The following is a 17,730-nucleotide window of genomic DNA, read 5'->3' as shown; positions in this document are numbered from 1 at the left end:
GAAGCCATCAGGCTCTACAGCTGTAGAGGAAAGAGGGGATGCGTGATGTCGGCACTTCAGCGTGACGCGGTCGTGGCGGGCGCGGGGATCGGCGGGCTCACCGCGGCCGTGGCCCTGCACCGACGCGGCTGGCGGGTCACCGTCTGCGAGCGGGCGCCGGGACCGCCCGCCGTCGGCGCCGGGATCGTCCTCGCCCCCAACGCCCTGCGCGCCTTCGACGCCATCGGCTTCGACGTCACCCGCGCCGTGGGCCGGACCGTCCCCGCCGCGATGGGCCTGCGCCGCCCGGACGGGCGCTGGCTGAGCCGCGCCGACACGGCGGCGCTCGCCGCCCGCTACGGCGGTCCGCCGCTCGCCGTGCACCGCTCGGCCCTCGCCGACGCCCTGGCCGCCGCGCTCCCCGCCGGCACGATCCGGTACGGCGTCGCGGTCGACTCGGTGGCCGATGCGGACGGGTCCCCCGTGGTCCGCACCTCGGACGGCGACCTCGGCGGCGCCGACCTGGTGTTGGCCGCCGACGGCATCCACAGCCCGCTGCGGCGCCGGTACTTCCCGGACCACCCCGGCCTCCGTCACAGCGGGGAGACCGCCTGGCGCACCGTCCTGCCCGCCGCCGGGGGCCGCGTCGAAGCGGTCACCGCCGAGACCTGGGGCCGCGGCGAGCGTTTCGGCGTCGTCCCGCTCGCCGACGGCCGGACGTACGTCTACGCCACCGCCGTCGTCCCCGAGGGCCACCGCCCCGCCGACGTCCGCGCCGAGCTGCTGCGCCGCTACGGCACCTGGCACGACCCGATCCCGGCCCTGCTGGAGCGGATCGACCCGGCGGCCGTGCTCCAGCACGACCTGTACGACCTGGCGGCCCCGCTCCCCCGCTTCCACCACGGACGCCTCGCCTGGCTCGGCGACGCCGCGCACGCGATGACCCCCAACCTCGGGCAGGGCGGCTGCCAGGCCGTCGAGGACGCCGCGGTCCTCGCCCACCTGTTGGACGGGGCGCGCGGTACGGACGTGCCGGCCGCTCTCGCCGCGTACAGCGCGGCCCGCTGCGCGCGGACCGACGCCATCCGTGTCCGCGCGCGCCGGGCGGGCCGGATCGCCGCCCTCACCCACCCGGTCGCCGTGGCCGTCCGCGATCTCGCCGTCCGCGCGACCCCGGCCCGGGCCGCGCACCGGGCGATGGACGCCCTCTTCGACGGATTCACCCTCCCGGGTGGAATGGACACCGTGCCCGCGGGCGTTGGCACTCGTTGGTGAGATTCGTTGACCGTTCAACGCGAAGGCAGGCGAAACCGCATGACCACCGCCATCGACTGGGACAACCCGACCGACCCCCGGCCGGGAAGCTGGCAGCTTGACCACGTCAAGCAGTACGTGGCGTCCAACGGCTCCGAGGGCCACGACTGGAACGGCACCCAGACCCTCCTGCTCACCACCGTGGGCCGGGTCTCGGGCAAGCCCGTGCGCACCCCCCTCATCTACGGCGAGGCCGACGGCCGCTACCTGCTCGTCGCCTCCAAGGGCGGTGCCCCCGAGCACCCGCTCTGGTTCCGGAACCTGACCGAACACCCCGAGGTCCGCATCCAGGTCGGCCCCAAGATCCTCCAGGGCACGGCCCGCACCGCGACCCCCGAGGAGCGCGCCGCGTACTGGGCGGTGATGGTGAAGCACTGGCCCGCGTACGACGAGTACCAGACGAAGACCGACCGCGAGATCCCGATCGTGGTCATCGAGCCGATCGCCTAAACGGCCCCCCGGCCGGACGACATGCCTAGTGCCCCAGCACCGCCATCGCCGCGTTGTGTCCGGGGATCCCGCTGACGCCGCCGCCCCGGACCGCCCCCGCCCCGCACAGCAGTACGTTGCGGTGGGCGGTCTCCACGCCCCAGCGGCCGCCCTCGCCCGAGTCGGCGAAGGGCCAGGACAGGTCGCGGTGGAAGATGTGCCCGCCGGGCAGGCCCAGTTCGCGCTCCAGGTCCGGCGGGGTCTTCGCCTCGATGCACGGGCGGCCGTCGGCGTCGAAGGCGAGGCAGTCGGTGAGGGGTTCGGCCAGGTGCGCGTCGAGCTGCGCGAGGGTGGCGGTCAGCAGCACCTCCCGGGCCTGGTGGCTGTCGTGCGCGAACAGCCGGGCGGGGGTGTGCAGGCCGAAGAGGGTCAGTGTCTGGTACCCCTGCTCCACCAGGTCGGGTCCGAGGATCGTCGGGTCGGTCAGCGAGTGGCAGTAGATCTCCGACGGCGGTACGGAGGGCAGCTCGCCGGACGCGGCCTCCGCGTGGGCGCGCGCGAGTTCGGCGTAGCCCTCCGCGATGTGGAAGGTGCCGCCGAAGGCCTCACGCGGGTCCACGCTGGTGTCCCGCAGCCGGGGCAGCCGGCGCAGCAGCATGTTGACCTTGAGCTGGGCGCCCTCGGGCGCCTCCCTCGGCGGTTCCTCGCCGAGGAGTTCGGCCAGCGCCCGCGGTGAGGCGTTCACCAGCACCGTCCGGCCGACCACCCGGCCCTCCCCCCTGGCCGTACGGAAGACCACCTCGGCCGGAGCGGTCCCGTCCGTGTCGATCCGCAGTACCTCGTGGCCGGTGGCGAGCTCCGCCCCGGCGGCCCGCGCGGCGGCCGCGAGGGCGTCCGTCAGGGCGCCCATGCCGCCGACCGGGACGTCCCAGTCCCCCGTCCCGCTGCCGATGACGTGGTAGAGGAAGCAGCGGTTCTGCGCGAGGGAGGGGTCGTGCGCGTCCGCGAACGTGCCGATCAACCCGTCCGTGAGGACCACCCCGCGGACCAGGTCGTCGGTGAAGTACCGCTCCACCGCCCGCCCGAGCGGCTCCTCGAACAGCATCCGCCACGCGGCCTCGTCGTCGATCCGGGCCCGCAGCTCCGCACGGGTGGGCAGCGGCTCGGTCAGGCTGGGGAACACCTTGCGCGCCACCTCCCCGGTGGTCCCGTAGAAGGCGCGCCAGCTCTCGTACTCCCGGTCCGAACCGGTCAGCCGGGCGAAGGACTCCCGGGTGCGCTGCTCGCCGCCGCCGACGAGCAGTCCGCCGGGCCGGCCGTCGCGTTCGACGGGCGTGTAGGAGGAGATCGTCCGCCTGCGCACCGCGAACCGCAGGCCGAGGTCGCGCACGATCTTCGCCGGGAGCAGTGAGACGAGGTACGAGTAGCGGGAGAGGCGGGCGTCGACGCCGGTGAAGGGGCGGCTGGAGATCGCCGCTCCGCCCGTGTTCCCGAGCCGTTCCAGGACGAGGACCGATCTGCCCGCCCTGGCCAGGTACGCGGCGGCGACCAGTCCGTTGTGCCCGCCGCCCACGATCACGTCGTCGTACACGTCCCGCCCGAAGGTCGTCATGGCTCTTGGTAACACACCTGGCCGAGCCGCTCCAGACAGTGGGCCTCGTCGGCGTGGGCCAACGCCGTGTCGGGATGGTCGTCGCCGAGGGACCGTTCGCGGATGCCGGAGAGTTCCCGGTAGATGGGCAGGGCCTCGTCCCAGCGGCCCAACCGGCCGAGCCCGACGGCGAGTTCCCGGCGGCTGACCAGGGTGTCCGGGTGCTCGACGCCGAGCGCCTCGGCCCGTACGGCCCCCACCTGCCGGGCCTCGGCCACCGCCTCCTCCCAGCGCTCCAGGCGGCCCAGGTTGACCCCGAGGACGTGCCGGGCGCGCAGGGTCTCGGGATCGGCGGCGCCGTAGGCGCGGGTGCGGTCGCGGACCAGGGCCCGGAACAGGTCGAGGGCCTGGGCGCTGTTGCCGGTGCGGCCGAGCGCGATGCCGACCTCGTAGCGGGCGGCCAGGGTGTCGGGGTGGTCGCGGCCGAGCACCCGCTCCCGTACGGCGGCGACCTCGTGGAAGCCGGCCAGGGCCTCCTGCCAGCGCTCCAGGCGGCCGAGCGCGTACGCCGCCTCGTACCGGGTCAGCAGCGTGTCCGCGTGCTCGGGGCCGAGGACGGCCGCCCGGTCGGCGGCGACCGCGACGGCGGTGGCGTGGGCCTCCGCGAACCGACCCAGCGCACCGAGGGCGCAGGCCAGGTTGTGGCGGCAGCGCAGGGTGTCCGGGTGGAGCCGGCCCGTGCTCCGTTCGCGGGCGACGAGCACCGCACGGTAGGTGTCGTACGCCTCCTGGTGGCGGCCGAGCCGGCCCAGCTCGTACGCCGTCTCCTGGCGGGCGGCGAGGGTGTCGGGGTGGTCCGGGCCGAGTTCCCGCGTGCGTCCCTCGGCCACGGCCGTGTACACGGCGAGGGCTTCCTCGGGCCGGCCCGCGCGGCTGAGGGCGTAGGCCCGGGTGTGGCCGGCGGCGAGCGCATCGGGGCCGGTCTCCCGAGGGCCGCGGCCGCGGGGGACGCCGTACGCCACGGTCAGGCGGGGGTCCTCGGCGGGCGCGGGCCGGACGATGCGCACGCCGGGACCCACGGCGGGCTGCCCGCCGGACGGACGGACGACGGAGTGCCCGCCGGAGGGGCGGACGACGGGCTGGCCGCCGGACGGGCGGACGACGGCGTGCCCGCCGCTCGGACGGAGCGCGGACGGCCCGCCGCCGGGACGGGTGGCCGTCCAGGAGCCGGTGAGCACCGCCCATTCGCCGCTCGCGGGGCGGGCGTCGATCCCGGCCTTGCGGCCCGCGGTCATCCCGTGGGCCCACGCCGGGAGCGGGGCACGGGCCCCTGGCGGCCCGCCCGGTCCCGACCGGGCCTCGACGAGCCGGCGGTGCACGTGGCGGGCGTCCGCGGGCCGGTCCTCGGGGCGCTTGGCGAGCAGGTCCAGGACCACCCGCTCGAAGGAGGCGGGCAGTTCGGGGCGGTGCTCGCGCAGCGGCACGGGCGGGGTGTCGCGGTGCCCGACCAGCACGGACCAGGAGTCGCCGAGGTCGAAGGGCGGGGCCCCGGTGGCGATCTCGTAGAGGACGCAGCCGAGGGAGTAGAGGTCGCTGCGGTGGTCGACCTCGCCGCCGGCGATCTGCTCGGGCGACATGTAGTGCGGGGTGCCCATGGCCATGCCGCCGCCGGTCAGCTTGGCCGTGAAGCCGATGTCGTGGGCGAGGCGGGCGATGCCGAAGTCGCAGATCTTCACGGTGCCGTCGGTGAGCCGCATGATGTTGGCCGGCTTCAGGTCGCGGTGCACGACGCCCTGGTCGTGGGTGTAGCCGAGGGCGGCGGCCATCTGCTCGGCGATGTCGACGACGACGTCCACGGGGAGCGGGCGGGTCTCGTTGTCCTCCAGGAGCTGGCTGAGGTTGCGGCCTTCGAGGAGCTCCATGACCAGGTAGAGGGGGCCGCCGGCGGCGCTGTCGTCGCCGAAGTCGTGGACGACCGTGACACCGCGGTGCTGGAGGGAGGCGGCCACGCGCGCCTCGCGCCGGAACCGCTCGCGCAGCACCTGGGTGAAGTGGGCGTCCTGCTCGGCGCCGATCGGCTTGAGGCACTTCACCGCGACCTGCCGGCCCAGCGATTCGTCGCGGGCGCGCCACACCTCGCCCATGCCGCCGCGCCCGATCAGATCGAGCGACCGGTACCGGCCCTGGATCAGTCTGGACTCCGCCATGTCTTAAAGCCGCCCCCGTTGTCGTGCTACGCCCTCCCCGGCCGGTCCAGTATGGCCGCTGATGTACGCAGTGTGTACGGCGAGGGGCGGCTCCCGGGGCCCATGCGACGCATCGCTTTCAAGATGTGACCTGGAGGCAGCTTCCAGCGCAGACCTGCGGGAATGCTGCGCAACACGCGTCCGGTGAGGCTCAGGCGCCGGGTGGTGCTGCGCGGGGCCGGTGCGGGTCGCCCGTACAGCTGGTGCGCCCAGCCGGGGAGGGAACCGTACGCGAGGTCGGCGAGGGGGCGCCACAGCAGGTTTCGGCCAGGCACGAGGAGGGGGTGGATCGGCGGGCCGCGCAGGAAGTCGTCCACGGCGTGCGCGTCGGGGCCGGCGGCGAGCTCGGGGCGGACCCGCTCGAAGTAGGCGGCGAGCCCGGCGGTGTCCGCGGGCACGTCGGCCGGGTCGAGGCCGACGAGGCGGGCGTTCACGCGGTTCTCGTCGACGTAGCGGTCGGCCTGGGCCGCGGTGAGGCGGACGCCCGAGCGGCGCAGGACGTGCAGGAAGCTGTCGATCTGCGCGCAGTGGATCCACAGCAGCAGGGCGGGGTCGTCCACGGGGAAGCGTTCGCCGGTGCGGGGATCGGTGGCCGAGAGCTTGCGGTGGATCGCGCGGACCCGGCTGCCGGCGCGCTCGGCGGCCTCGGTGGTGCCGTAGGTGAGCGTGCCGACGAAGTCGGCGGTGCGCAGCAGCCGGCCCCAGGCGTCCCGGCGGAAGTCCGAGTTCTCCATGACGCCGCGGACGGCGCGCGGGTGGAGCGCCTGGAGGTAGAGCGCCCGGACGCCGGCGATCCACATCATCGGGTCGCCGTGGCAGTGCCAGGTGACGGACGCCGGGCCGTACAACCCCGGATCGGCTGCGGCTCCGGACCCTGGTCCGGGTCCCGGCGCGGGCGCCCGTTCCGCTTCCTGCGCGGGTCGTCCCGGTTCCGGCGCGGTTCCCGGGCCCGGTTCCGGTGCGGTCGCGGTGTCACCCATCCCGTACCTCCCCGTCGCAGGCGCCCGGCGGTCCCAGCCTACCGATCCGGGGCCGCCGTCGGGGGTGCGCACGCTCAGCGGCCGAGGATCCGGGTGGTGGTCGTATCGGTGTCGTTCCTCCTGTTCGGGTCCCGAGTCGGGGAGGTGACGGCGGCCCTGGCCGTGACGGCGCCGCGCTGGGGGGCTCGGACCGTGACGTGGAAGACGCGCAGCTGTCCGGCGCCCAGGGCGTCGACGCGCCAGGTCAGCGGGGTGGGAGCGGGAGTGCGGCGGTCGGCGCCCGGCGGCGCGTCCGTGACCTGCACCCCGCGCGGCAGGGTCAGGATGACGGTCGGGTCCGCGGCGGCGAAGGGCCCCTTGTTGGTCACCGTGACGTCGTACGCGTACTCGGCGCCGCCGCGTACGGAGGCCGGTGCGCTCAGGCGGACCGCCAGGTCGGCCCGGGGCGGACCGGCGTCGAGCTCCAGCCGTCCGACGCGGTCGCCGCCGATCTCGGTGAACCACATGCGGGCGTCCGGTCCCGCGGTGATCCGGATCGGGAGGCTGCCCCGACGGGGCAGCGCGTAGCGCGCGAAGTCCCCGCCGGGGGTGATCCGGCCGATCCCGTCGGTGAGCTGCTCGGTGAACCACAGATTGCCGTCGGGCCCGGCGGCGATCCCGTCCGGACCGCTGTCGGCGTCCGGCAGGGTGTACTCGGTGACGACCCCGGCCGTGCTGATCCGGCCGATCCGGTTGCCGAAGAGCTCCGTGAACCACAGGTTCCCGTCGGGGCCGGCGGTGATGACGTCCGGGCCGCTGTCGGCGTTGGGCAGCGGGTACTCGGTGATCTTGCCCTGGGGGGTGATCCTCCCGATCCGGTTGCCGGTGATCTCGGTGAACCACAGGTTCCCGTCGGGCCCGGTCACGAGGGACTCCGGGCCGCTGCCGGGATGCGGCAGCGGGTATTCGGTGATCTTCCCGGTGGGGGTGATCCGCCCGATCCGGTCACCGGGGTCCTCGGTGAACCAGAGGTTCCCGTCGAGCCCCGTGGTGATGGCGAACGGTGTGCCGCTGCCGGCGGGCAGGTCGTACTCGGTGATCAGACCCGCCGTGGTGATGTTCCCGATCCGGTGGCCGGTGTCGGTGAACCACAGCTTGCCGTCGGGGCCGGCGGTGATCCCGAGGGGGCTGTTGTCGACGCCGGGCAGCAGGTACTCCGTCAGCTGTCCGGCGGGGGTGATCCGGGCGATCTTCCGGACGCCCTGCTCGGTGAACCACAGGTTCCCGTCGGATCCCGTGGTGATGTCGCCGGGAGAGCTGCCGGCCGTGGGGAGCGGGTACTCGGTGATGTCCCCGGCGTCGGCGCGGGCGGGGGCCGCGGCCACGGGCAGGCCGATCAGGCCGAGGAGCAGGGCGGCGGCCAGCTGGAACGCCCGGCGCGGGTGGCGGCGTCGGGGGGTCCGGGGCGGGGACCCGCACGGGGTGCGTGGGGACATCGGGAGGCAGACCTTTCGGCCGGAGGTCGGGGCCAGGCCCGCCGTCGGGGCGAGGCCTCGCCGGCGGGTCGGGGCGCTGTCGGGCGGCGCTCGGGGTCGCGACAGCGGTTCGGTGCGGTGTGGTGCGGTGCGGTGCGGTGCGCACTGCCCGGGGGCCTGCGCACTGCGCAGCGTAGGACCCCGGGTGACGGCGTGTCAGTCACCACTGGGCCAACAGGCTGACGCCCGGACGAGTGGGTCCGGCGCCGGGCCGTGGCGCCGGGACGCCCGTGCCGGGACCGCGCCCACCTGCCCGGATGCCCTGAGCGTGCGGCCCCGGCCGTCCTCTAGAGTGCTTCCGTCCCCCATCCACGCGCCCGTGGCCCCGGCCCTGCGGCGCGCCCCGCCCCCGCCGACGGGCCCGACCGAGGAGCAGCCGTGACCGACCTGGCGTCCATACCCCTGCAGCAGGAGATCGCCCGGGATCTCCAGGTGAGCGCGTCCTTCGACGTGCAGCAGGAGATCGAGCGCCGGGTGGCCTTCCTGGCCGGCCAGCTGACCTCCACGGGCCTGCGCTCCCTGGTGCTGGGCATCAGCGGCGGCGTGGACTCCACCACCGCGGGCCGGCTGTGTCAGCTCGCCGTCGAGCGGGTGCGGGCCGCCGGGCAGGACGCCACGTTCTTCGCGATGCGGCTGCCGTACGGCACCCAGGCCGACGAGGCGGACGCGCAGCTGGCGCTGGAGTTCATCCGGCCCGACCGGATCCTGACCGTCGACGTGAAGGCCGCCAGTGACGCGGCGCTGGAGGCGGTACTGGCCGGCGGCACGGTCTTCCGCGACCCGCACCACCAGGACTTCGTGCACGGCAACATCAAGGCCCGCCAGCGCATGATCGCGCAGTACGCGGTCGCGGGCGCGCACGAGGGCCTGGTGGTCGGCACCGACCACGCCGCCGAGGCCGTCTCCGGCTTCTTCACGAAGTTCGGCGACGGCGCGGCCGACGTGGTGCCGCTCACCGGCCTCACCAAGCGGCGCGTACGGGCCATGTCCCAGGCCCTGGGCGCGCCCGCCGAGCTGACCGTGAAGACCCCGACCGCGGACCTGGAGACGCTGAAGCCGGGCCGGCCCGACGAGGAGGCCCTCGGCGTCACGTACGACGACATCGACGACCTCCTGGAAGGCAAGCCCGTCGGCGAGGCCGCCTACGCGGCCATCACCCACCGCTACCGCCTCACCGCGCACAAGCGACAGCTCCCGATCGCCCCCTGAGCCGGCGCCGGGCCCCGGGGGTGGAGTCCCCCGGGGCCGCGGGCGGCGGCGTCAGCCGTCGAGGTCGGCGTCCGGGTCGCCGTCGGGGATCCAGGAGCCGTGGATGCCGCCGGTGACCCGGCGCGGCAGGTGGACCGTGGCGATCCGTTCGAGGGCGGAGGCGTCCAGGACCAGGAGCTGGGAGGCGTCCTGCTTGAGGTCGGAGACGACGGTGAGCAGGTAGCCGTCGTCCTCGCGGGAGGCGCCGGCGGCCGGGACGAACACCGCCTCGCTCGGCAGGCGGGCGTCACCGGCCTCGTGGATGCGGCGGGCGCCGGTGGTGCGGTCGTACTTGACGATGCCGTAGCCGTCGTGACCTTCCTGGTCGGGGAAGGAGACCGCGTACTGGTAGCGGTGCTCGGCGCCGAGGAACTCCTCGTTGAGCGTGGGGAATTCGATGGTGAGGTCGTCGATGACCCGCTCGTCCACGCGGCCCGCGGCCAGGTCGACGACCCAGCGGCGGTTGTAGGAGCGGGTGTTGGGTTCGGCGCCGCGCTCGGGCGCGCCGACCCACCAGTTCCACGAGAGCCGGAAGCCCTCCCGGTCCACGGTCGGCCCCTCCAGCACGATCCGGCCGTGGGCGTCCTCGTAGGCGTTGGCGGCGTGCAGCATGCTGCCCGGCTCGATGGGGAACCAGCGGGTCTTCGCCGCGCCGTGCGGGCCGCGGGGCATGACGCCGATGCGCGCCGGCTGTGCGTCGTTCCAGCCGTAGGGGATGCCGGAGTGTTCGGTGGGGTCGAAGGTGACGGTGCCCTCGAAGAACACCACGTGGTTGCGTGTGACGGCGAAGTCGTGCTTGAGGGAGGCGGTCGCCCCCGGCACCTCGGCGCTGTGGAAGACCTCGCCCTTGGCGTCGGCCACGTAGTAGGTGAGGAACGGCGGGAACGGCGAGGACCCGAAGAAGTGGAGCTCGCCGGTGACCGGGTCGGTCTTCGGGTGCGCGGTCATCGCGCTCGTGAGTTTGCCGTCGAAGTCGTAGGCGCCGACGGTGTCGAGGTCCCGGGTGAGTTCGAAGGGGAGGTGCGCCTCGCACAGGGCCAGCAGGCGCCCGGCGTGTTCGATGACGTGCGTGCCGGCGGTACTGGCGGTCAGGTCGGGGCCGCGATCGGTCATGTACGGGGCGCCGTCCAGGGCGGGGGTGCGCACCCAGCGGTTGCGGTACCACTCGGCGCGGCCGTCGCGAAGCCGGATGCCGTGGACCATGCCGCTGCCCTTGAACCAGTGGGTGGGGGTGACGCCGGGCTTGGGATTGTGGCTGTTGCGGATCAGGCGGCCGGTCAGCTCGGGGGGCAGGGAGCCCTCGACGGTCAGCTCGGTGGCGGTGATCTCGTCGACGGCCGGGGTGTAGTGGCCGGTCAGGTAGGGCTTCTTGTCGGTGGTCATGGCGGGAACCTCGCTTTGCGTGACGGTAACGGTGACGGTTGACGGGTTGGCGCTGGTACGGGCCTGGGGGGCGCGGGCGGTCGCTGTCAGTCGGTCTGCTCGGCACGGGCCTTGAGGGCGGCGAGCCAGGCGGTCAGCGAGTCGTGCAGGGCCTGGCCGAGCTCGGCGGGCGCGGCGTCGACGGGGGCGCCGCTCCAGGACTCCTCGGTGCGGACGGTCACCTGGCCGCCGGTCTGTTCGAAGGTCCACACGTGGACGCCCTCGATACCGTTGGCCGGGCCGCCCCAGACCAGCCGCTCGCCGGGGACGATCTCGCGGATGGTGGAGGTGATGTCCAGCCCGTGCGTCTTCCAGGTGAAGGAGTGGCCGGGCAGCAGCGGGCCGTCGAGTTCGGCCTGGTCCACGTCGGCGTTCCAGCTCGGCCAGGCGTCGATGTCGGTGTGCAGGGCCCAGATCCGCTCCAGCGGGGCGTCGATCACGGTGGACAGGCGGACGATGGCGGGAGCGGTCTCGTCGATGGTGAACACGGCGGTTCTTCCTCTCGGTCGGGGTGCTGTCGGTGGTGCGTACGGTCGGATGGTCAGCGGTGGCCGTCTGCGGCGGGCTGCGGGGCCGGGCCGGGGGGTGTCCTGTCGGTCGCCCCGGAGGGGGCGGCCGCGGAGGGGGCGGCCGAGGTGCGGCGGATGAGGAGGGGGGCGAGGGCGGCGGTGGCCACGAGGACGGCGGCGGAGATGCCGAAGGCCACGCGGTAGCCGGCGGTGAGTGCTTCGAGCTGCGGCTGGTGGACGGCCGCGTGGGTGGTGACGGTGCCCGCGAGGGTGGCCAGGACGGCGAGGCCGATGGCGCCGCCGACCTGCCGGGAGGTGTTCACCAGGCCGCCGGCGAGCCCGGCGTCCCGGCGGGCGACGCCCTCCACGGACAGGGCGGTGAGTTGCACGAAGGCGATGCTCAGGCCCAGGCCGATCAGGATGCTCGGGCCGAGGACGTCGGCGAGGTAGCTGCCGTCCGCGCCGAGCCGGGACAGCCAGAGGAATCCGGCGGCCTCGGTCAGCAGGGCGCCGGTCACCGCCGCGGTCGCGCCGACCCGGCGGGAGATCCGTGGGGCGAGGGCGGAACCGACCATGTTGGCCGCCGCAAGGGGGAGTTGGCCGAGGCCGGTGACCAGCGGGCTGGAGCCGAGGACCTGCTGCTGGTAGAGCGGCAGGAAGAAGAACAGGGCGATCCACACCGAACCGAGCAGGGCCATCAGCGCGTTGCCGGCGGTGACGCGGCCGGCGCGGAACAGGCGCGGCGGCAGCAGCGGATTCGGGTGGCGGCGTTCGACGAGGACGAACACGGCCGCCAGCGCGGCGGCGGCCGCGAAGGCCCCGAGGACGGCGGTGTCCGTCCAGCCGGAGCGGCGGGCGGTGGTCAGGCCCCACACCAGGGCGGCCAGCGCCAGGGTGACGGTGGTGGTCCCGGGCAGGTCGAACCGGCCGCTGCCGGTGACCGGGGTCCGCGGCACGCTCACCACGGTGCCGGCGAGGACCGGCAGCGTGCCGAGGGCGACGGCGAAGAAGATCCACTGCCAGCCCCACGCCTGGGTGAGGACCCCGCCGAGCAGGACTCCGGCCGCACCTCCCGCGCCGGAGACCGCGCCCCACACGCCCAGCGCCCTCCCCCGCCCGGCTCCCGGCGGGAACAGGTCCATCACCAGGGCCAGCGCGGCCGGGGCGATGGCCGCGGCGCCCAGACCCTGCACCGCGCGGGCCGCGATCAGGACCGGGGGTGCGGCGGCCAGCCCGGCGGCTGCCGAGGCGGCCCCGAACACCGCGAGCCCCGCGATCAGCACCCGCCGACGGCCGAGCAGGTCGGCCGCCCGTCCGCCGGCCGGCAGCAGCGCGCCGAAGGCGAGGCCGTAGGCGTTGACCACCCAGGTCGTGCCGCTGTCCGACAGCCCGACGCCGGCGCGGATCTGCGGCAGGGCCACGTTCACGATCGAGGTGGCGAGCATGACCGTGAACTGCGCCCCCGCCAAAGCCGCGAGCGCCACTCCGGGTCGCCGACCGGTGGCGGTGAACCTCATGACATCCTCCTTGAGTGGTTAACCACTCACATTTGACCGCCAAGAAAAGGCGGGGCTCGTGCCCCGCCGAGGAGGACCGCCCGCGCGGTGACGCGGCGGCCCCGGACCTCAGTAGTGCGTGATGCCCGCGGACAGCGTGCGGATCCAGGGGGCGTCCACCTCGTCGGCCCCCATGGAGACGATGAGGTGGCACAGCATGCCGAGCGCGAAGAACTGCTGGACCTGCTCCTCGGTGCCGCCGGAGGCGCCGCGGACGTACTCCACCACCCGGGCGTAGCCCTGCCGGACCACCTCGCGCACGGCCGGCTCGGAGACGGCCGCGGCCTGGGCGTGCAGCTGGATCAACATCAGGTCGTTGTCCTTGATCAGCAGCGCGTACGCATCCCCCATGGCCTCCAGCACCACCTCGGCGGAGCTGCCCTTCGCCTCGGCCGCCGCCCGCTCCAGTCCGGCCCGGACCTGCACGAAGCAGTGCTCGACCACCGCGGTGAACAGCAGCTCCTTGCTCGGGAACAGCCGGTAGACGTACGCCTGCGAGATGCCGGCCGCCTTGGCCACCTCGGTCGTGGTGGTCCCCCAGTAGCCGCGCGCCGCGAAGGCGCCGATGGCGGTGCGCAACACCGTCTCGCGGCGCTCTTCGGCGGTGGACAGCTTCCGGGGGCGTTCGTTCTTCATGTGAGTACTCAACCACTCACACTCTTGTGTGTCAACGCCTGGCGGCTGGCGGCCCCTGCTCCGGCTAGCCGGCGCTGACGGCCGTCACGTGCGTGGTGCCGTCGCGCAGGGCGGTGATGCGGACCTGCCCCGCGGGGAAGGAGTCCCTCCCGTTCGGGCCGGGTATCTGTGCGAACGGCGTCCAGGAGCCGTCCGGCTTCCTGATGTCGTGCCAGATCCGTCCGTCGAGCCCGACCGCCACGATGTGGGCGGATCCGTCGGGCGTCCCCGCGATGCCGATGGCGCTGGCCCCCATGGTGGCCGAGGCGACGCCCCGCGGGGCCCGGAAACCGGACCAGGAGCCGTCGGGCCGCCGCAGCTGGTGGTACACCATCCCGTCGAGCCCGATCGCGAGGACCTGGGAGGAGCCGTCGGGCATGCCGGTGATCGCCAGGGCCGGGCCGGAGAACGTCGGGGCCCCGTTGACGCCGGCCAGGCGTCCCCAGGTCGTCCACGTACCGTCCCGTCCGCGGGCGCGGTGGTACATGGCCCCGTCCGTGCCGTAGCTGAGCAGCTGGGCGGATCCGTCGGGCATGGCGGTGATCGACACCTTCGTGGCACCCCAGCGGCTCTGCGCGGTCGAGCCGGGCAGGGCCCGGAACCCGGGCAGCCCGCCGTCGGCCCGGCGCTGCTGGTGGTAGGTGGTGCCGTCCAGGGCCGTCACCACGAGCTGGCACGTACCGTCCGGGAAGGCGGCGATGTCCGCCTCCCGCACGGGGAACGCCGCCGAGCCGTCCGGTCCCGCGACGCGCTGCCAGGGCCGGACCGTGGCCGCCCCCCGTACGACCGTCAGCCACAGGCCGTTGTCGGCCGCGATGCCCAGCACCACGACGGAACCGTCCGCCGTGCCGGCCGCGGCACTCTGCACCCCGGCGAACGAGGCGGCGCCGGCGGCTCCCGGCAGCGGCCGCATGCCGCTCCACGACCCGTCGGGGTGGCGCTCGGTGTGGAAGAACACGCGCCGCTCGACGTCGTAGGGCGGCAGTTGCGCGGAGTAGAACCACACCGGGTTGGTGAGGGCCACCAGTTGGTCCAGTGTGGTGGAGGCGGGTTGGGGCCGGCGCACCTCGGCCCGGGCGAACAGGGAGGCCTTGCCCCAGCCGCGCCACCGCAGTCGTCCCCTGCCACTGCCGTCGATGCGGGTGGCGGCCATGATGCCCCACTCGGTGTACAGCGTGGCGATGCTGTCCGGGGCGCCGGTCACGTCCAGGGTCACGTCGACGGTGTCGAAGAACGACAGGGGCAGTTCCTCGCCGGGTCCCGCGACCGCCCCGTTCGCGCGGGCGGTGAAGTCCACGGTCACGGCCGCGGATTCGACCGCGTACGACCGGCCCAGGCGCAGGGCGTCCAGGATCGCGGGCGTCGACAGGCTCGTCGCTCGCGCCACGTTGTGGGGCCGGCCGACGGCGTCCTCCGGGCTGTGGGCGTCGCTGTTGCCGACGGCGGCGACCCGCTTGCCGAGGCAGAGCATGACGTGCCAGGCTGCGATGTTGGCGGCGTCGTCCAGGGTCCACGGTCCGTTCCACACCTCCAGCGCGTCCACGCGGTCGAGGCCGAACTCCCAGAAGGACCCCGCCGCCGGGGTGAGCGGGTGGGCGGCGATCGTGAGTCCGCCCAGACTGTGCACGCGCCGGGCGTGGCCGTCGAACACCCCCTGGTCCGCGGGGCCGTAGCGCCAGTCCACCCATTCGCCCTGGGGCAGACCGACGGCCAGCCAGTGGCCGTGGCGGGTGGTGACCTCCTCCGCGTTGACGACCAGCAGGTCCGTCGGGACGTTTCCGCGCCAGGTCACCCCGGTGGAGCTGGTGTTGTGGTCGGAGGTGGCGATGAAGTGCAGGCCCTCCCGGCGGGCGGCCGCGACGATCTCGTCCACCGTGCGCTTCCCGTCGGAGTGCACGCTGTGCAGGTGCAGGTCGCCCCGGTACCAGCCGGGCCCGCGCCCCGCCACCGCGGCCGGCAGGATGTCGTACGGAGCCTCGGGCAGCGGGTCTCCGCGGTGCAGGGTGACGTCGACCTGCCAGTCCATGCCGCCGGCGGCGCCGACCATCGGCCCCAGAATGACGGACCAGCCGCCGGGCTCGACGGGCCCGGGGACGTAGCCGGGGGTGGCGTCCGCCGCGGAGAGGGTGAACCCGGCCCGTTCGCCGCCCGACCAGCCGCGGAATCCGGACGGGCCGAAGATGCCGAGGTCCAGGATGCCGGCGGCGGCGTCGTGGGAGGTGGAGACGGAGATCCGTTGCACTCCGGCGGGGACGTCGAAGCCGACGTACGCCCACTGGTCGCTGCCGGACGGGGAGTGTCCCTTGTAGCTGGTGGTCTCCTCGTCGGTCCCCCGGCCGCTGGTCGCGGCGTACACGACCGGTGCCGGCACCAGCGCGGCGGCTCCCCCCGCGGCGAGCATGGCCCCTAAGCGGAGCAGGGACCTGCGCTCGACACCCGGGGCGGGGTCGGGGTCGGGGCCGGGGTCGGACGCCGCGTTGTTCGGAAGGTGTTCACTCGACACAGCCGTGCTCTCCTTCACGTGAAGTGACAGGGAAGACGTGCGGGTGCGACGGGGTACGGACGCGCGGGGCGGCCGGGCGCGGTGCCTGGGGGCACCTCCCAGCGGTAGCTGGGGGAGGGCCGCAGGCCCCGGCGAGATCCGAAAGAGACGGCCTAGCGGCGTGAGCGCTGGGCTTCGACGATCTGGCGCACGGAGCCGTCGACGTCCGTCCGGGCCTGGACCCGCTCGGCGAAGCCGGGGAACTGGCCGGCGATGGCGCTCAGCAGCCGCAGCTCCAGCGGCGCCACGTTGACCTCGCACCGGTCGCGCCGGACGGCCCGTACGACGCCGTCGGCGACCTGGCCGGGCGTGACGGTCCGGATGCCGTTCGGGGTGGCGGCGCCGGTGGCGGCGAACATCCCGGCGTCACGGACGAAGCCGGGCTGGACCAGGGACACCCCCACCCCCGTGCCCCTGAGCTCCTGGCGCAGGGCGAGGGCGAATCCGCGCAGCCCGAACTTCGTCGCGTTGTACAGGGAGGTCGACTTGGTCGCCGCCTTGCCGGAGATCGAACCGACCAGCACGATGTGCCCGCGGCCGCGGGCCACCATGCGCGCCGCGAGCAGCTGGGACAGCAGCACGGGTGCGCGCAGGTTGACATCGAGGGCTCGGTCGAGCTGCTCCTCGGTGTAGTCCAGCAGGTTGCCGCTGGCGGGCAGGGCCGCGTTCGCGACGAGGACGTCCGTGTCGGCGCAGCTTTCGGCGAGGCCGACGACGTCGGAGCGGACGGCCAGGTCGGCGACCACCGTGCGGGCGCCGCAGGCCTCCGCGGTGGCCTTGAGGGCTTCCTCCCGCCGCCCGGTGACCGTGAGGCGGGCCCCTTGCGCGGTCAGACGCGAGGCGAGGGCGGCGCCGATGCCTCCGGTGGCCCCGGTGAGCAGAACGTTCGATCCGGATATGTCCACGATGACTCCCGTGACTCCCGCGCGACGGCACTCTTCTGTTCGTTCGAACGAACAGTAGGGATCGCGGTGCCGCCTGTCCACACCGCGGACGCCCCAACTCCCCTTGTCCGTCGGGACCGACGCGTCGTCCGATGGGGCAGAATGCCGACATGCCCCACGCTTCCGACACCCGCCAGAGCATCATCGACGCCGTGCTGCGGATCATCGGGCAGGACGGCATCGCCGCCGTCACCAACCGGAGGATCGCCAAGGAGGCGGCCGTATCCCTCGGGTCCGTCACCTACCACTTCGCCACCCAGCACGAGCTGTTGCGCGAGAGCCTGCTGCACTTCGTCGCCGAGGAGACCCGCCACTTCACCGCGCTGGCCGACGCGTGCTCCGACGACCGCTTCGACATCGGGCAGGCGGCCGAGGTGGTGGCGCAGGTCGCCGGCGGCAACGCCTTCGACAGCCGGCACATCGCGCCGTTCGAGCTGTACGTCCAGGCCGGCCGCGACGAACGGCTGCGCGTCGCCGCGGCCGAGTGCTTCGCCGCCTACGACCTGCTGGCCACCCGGGTCCTGACCCAACTCGGCGTACCGGACCCGGAGCGCCTGGCGGGCGTGGCCGTCGCCCTGGTCTTCGGCCAGCAGCTGCGCCGCCTCGCGACCGGCGCCCCCGCCGAGGACCTGGTCGACACCCTGCTGTTCCTCACGAGGTTCACCCCGACGCAGACCCCGTAACCGAATACGCGCCCGGCCGCACACGCCGACCAGGACCGGCTCGCCCCGCACCCGCAGCCGTCGGCGGTCGGCAGCTCAGCCGGCCGGCCGGGCGGCGG

At 74.3% G+C, this 17,730-nt stretch carries 14 protein-coding genes; 4 read left to right on the top strand and 10 right to left on the bottom strand.

All coding sequences use genetic code 11. The features are described 5' to 3' along the window. Positions 1-45: 45 nt before the first annotated feature. Together ACFYP3_RS02295 and ACFYP3_RS02290 are read left to right on the top strand one after the other, a co-directional pair. Positions 46-1,254 (top strand): FAD-dependent monooxygenase, encoded by a 1,209-nt coding sequence (locus ACFYP3_RS02295; RefSeq protein WP_388825400.1) that lies wholly within the window; start codon positions 46-48, stop codon positions 1,252-1,254. Positions 1,255-1,293: 39 nt separating this feature from the next. Then, positions 1,294-1,743 carry a nitroreductase family deazaflavin-dependent oxidoreductase gene (locus ACFYP3_RS02290; RefSeq protein WP_388825397.1) on the top strand — a complete coding sequence of 150 codons (450 nt, stop codon included), beginning with the start codon at positions 1,294-1,296 and terminating at the stop codon, positions 1,741-1,743. 25 nt (positions 1,744-1,768) lie between these two features. On the opposite strand, the gene ACFYP3_RS02285 is transcribed toward ACFYP3_RS02290, so the two are convergent. From ACFYP3_RS02285 to ACFYP3_RS02270, 4 genes are all read right to left on the bottom strand, one after another. Beyond that, a complete protein-coding gene (locus ACFYP3_RS02285) occupies positions 1,769-3,334 on the bottom strand; it encodes a phytoene desaturase family protein (protein ID WP_388825395.1) in 1,566 nt (521 codons plus the stop codon). Beyond that, positions 3,331-5,520: a tetratricopeptide repeat protein gene (locus tag ACFYP3_RS02280; protein ID WP_388825392.1), complete on the bottom strand. Its 2,190-nt coding sequence runs from the start codon at positions 5,518-5,520 to the stop codon at positions 3,331-3,333. The genes ACFYP3_RS02285 and ACFYP3_RS02280 overlap by 4 nt, the downstream gene beginning before the upstream one ends. A gap of 26 nt (positions 5,521-5,546) precedes the next feature. Further along, positions 5,547-6,407 (bottom strand): oxygenase MpaB family protein, encoded by an 861-nt coding sequence (locus ACFYP3_RS02275; RefSeq protein ID WP_388825389.1) that lies wholly within the window; start codon positions 6,405-6,407, stop codon positions 5,547-5,549. A gap of 206 nt (positions 6,408-6,613) precedes the next feature. Beyond that, positions 6,614-8,014, bottom strand: coding sequence for a hypothetical protein (locus ACFYP3_RS02270; protein WP_388825386.1), 1,401 nt, complete (start codon positions 8,012-8,014; stop codon positions 6,614-6,616). A gap of 417 nt (positions 8,015-8,431) precedes the next feature. Between ACFYP3_RS02270 and nadE the strand changes: the two genes are divergently transcribed. Further along, positions 8,432-9,262, top strand: a complete 831-nt coding sequence (nadE, locus tag ACFYP3_RS02265; protein WP_388825383.1) for an ammonia-dependent NAD(+) synthetase — start codon at positions 8,432-8,434, stop codon at positions 9,260-9,262. A 51-nt stretch (positions 9,263-9,313) separates the two neighbouring features. On the opposite strand, the gene ACFYP3_RS02260 is transcribed toward nadE, so the two are convergent. The 6 genes from ACFYP3_RS02260 to ACFYP3_RS02235 all read right to left on the bottom strand — a co-directional run bounded on the left by ACFYP3_RS02260 (position 9,314) and on the right by ACFYP3_RS02235 (position 16,910). Then, positions 9,314-10,684 carry a carotenoid oxygenase family protein gene (locus tag ACFYP3_RS02260; protein ID WP_388825380.1) on the bottom strand — a complete coding sequence of 457 codons (1,371 nt, stop codon included), beginning with the start codon at positions 10,682-10,684 and terminating at the stop codon, positions 9,314-9,316. Positions 10,685-10,770: 86 nt separating this feature from the next. Further along, complete coding sequence (locus ACFYP3_RS02255; protein WP_388825378.1) at positions 10,771-11,211, bottom strand: SRPBCC family protein; 441 nt, start codon at positions 11,209-11,211, stop codon at positions 10,771-10,773. 53 nt (positions 11,212-11,264) lie between these two features. After that, a complete protein-coding gene (locus tag ACFYP3_RS02250; protein ID WP_388825375.1) occupies positions 11,265-12,749 on the bottom strand; it encodes an MFS transporter in 1,485 nt (494 codons plus the stop codon). A 108-nt stretch (positions 12,750-12,857) separates the two neighbouring features. Next, on the bottom strand, positions 12,858-13,424 hold the full coding sequence (locus ACFYP3_RS02245; protein ID WP_030708757.1) for a TetR/AcrR family transcriptional regulator: 567 nt from the start codon (positions 13,422-13,424) through the stop codon (positions 12,858-12,860). Positions 13,425-13,488: 64 nt separating this feature from the next. Continuing rightward, positions 13,489-15,966: a CehA/McbA family metallohydrolase gene (locus ACFYP3_RS02240; protein WP_388825372.1), complete on the bottom strand. Its 2,478-nt coding sequence runs from the start codon at positions 15,964-15,966 to the stop codon at positions 13,489-13,491. A gap of 152 nt (positions 15,967-16,118) precedes the next feature. Continuing rightward, positions 16,119-16,910 carry an SDR family NAD(P)-dependent oxidoreductase gene (locus ACFYP3_RS02235; RefSeq protein WP_388825369.1) on the bottom strand — a complete coding sequence of 264 codons (792 nt, stop codon included), beginning with the start codon at positions 16,908-16,910 and terminating at the stop codon, positions 16,119-16,121. Between the two features lie 149 nt (positions 16,911-17,059). On the opposite strand from ACFYP3_RS02235, the gene ACFYP3_RS02230 reads away from it, so the two are divergent. Further along, positions 17,060-17,632 carry a TetR/AcrR family transcriptional regulator gene (locus ACFYP3_RS02230; RefSeq protein WP_388825366.1) on the top strand — a complete coding sequence of 191 codons (573 nt, stop codon included), beginning with the start codon at positions 17,060-17,062 and terminating at the stop codon, positions 17,630-17,632. Positions 17,633-17,730 lie beyond the last annotated feature (98 nt).

It is taken from the genome of Streptomyces sp. NPDC005533 (assembly GCF_042871845.1).
In the GTDB taxonomy this organism is placed as follows: Bacteria; Actinomycetota; Actinomycetes; order Streptomycetales; family Streptomycetaceae; genus Streptomyces.
This window is presented reverse-complemented; position numbering and strand designations above follow the sequence as displayed.

Coding starts and splice junctions, on each gene's coding strand:
- ACFYP3_RS02295 (WP_388825400.1), top strand. CDS start 46: ATGTCGGCACTTCAGCGTGACGCGGTCGTGGCGGGCGCGGGGATCGGC.
- ACFYP3_RS02290 (WP_388825397.1), top strand. CDS start 1,294: ATGACCACCGCCATCGACTGGGACAACCCGACCGACCCCCGGCCGGGA.
- ACFYP3_RS02285 (WP_388825395.1), bottom strand. CDS start 3,334: ATGACGACCTTCGGGCGGGACGTGTACGACGACGTGATCGTGGGCGGC.
- ACFYP3_RS02280 (WP_388825392.1), bottom strand. CDS start 5,520: ATGGCGGAGTCCAGACTGATCCAGGGCCGGTACCGGTCGCTCGATCTG.
- ACFYP3_RS02270 (WP_388825386.1), bottom strand. CDS start 8,014: ATGTCCCCACGCACCCCGTGCGGGTCCCCGCCCCGGACCCCCCGACGC.
- ACFYP3_RS02260 (WP_388825380.1), bottom strand. CDS start 10,684: ATGACCACCGACAAGAAGCCCTACCTGACCGGCCACTACACCCCGGCC.
- ACFYP3_RS02250 (WP_388825375.1), bottom strand. CDS start 12,749: ATGAGGTTCACCGCCACCGGTCGGCGACCCGGAGTGGCGCTCGCGGCT.
- ACFYP3_RS02245 (WP_030708757.1), bottom strand. CDS start 13,424: ATGAAGAACGAACGCCCCCGGAAGCTGTCCACCGCCGAAGAGCGCCGC.
- ACFYP3_RS02230 (WP_388825366.1), top strand. CDS start 17,060: ATGCCCCACGCTTCCGACACCCGCCAGAGCATCATCGACGCCGTGCTG.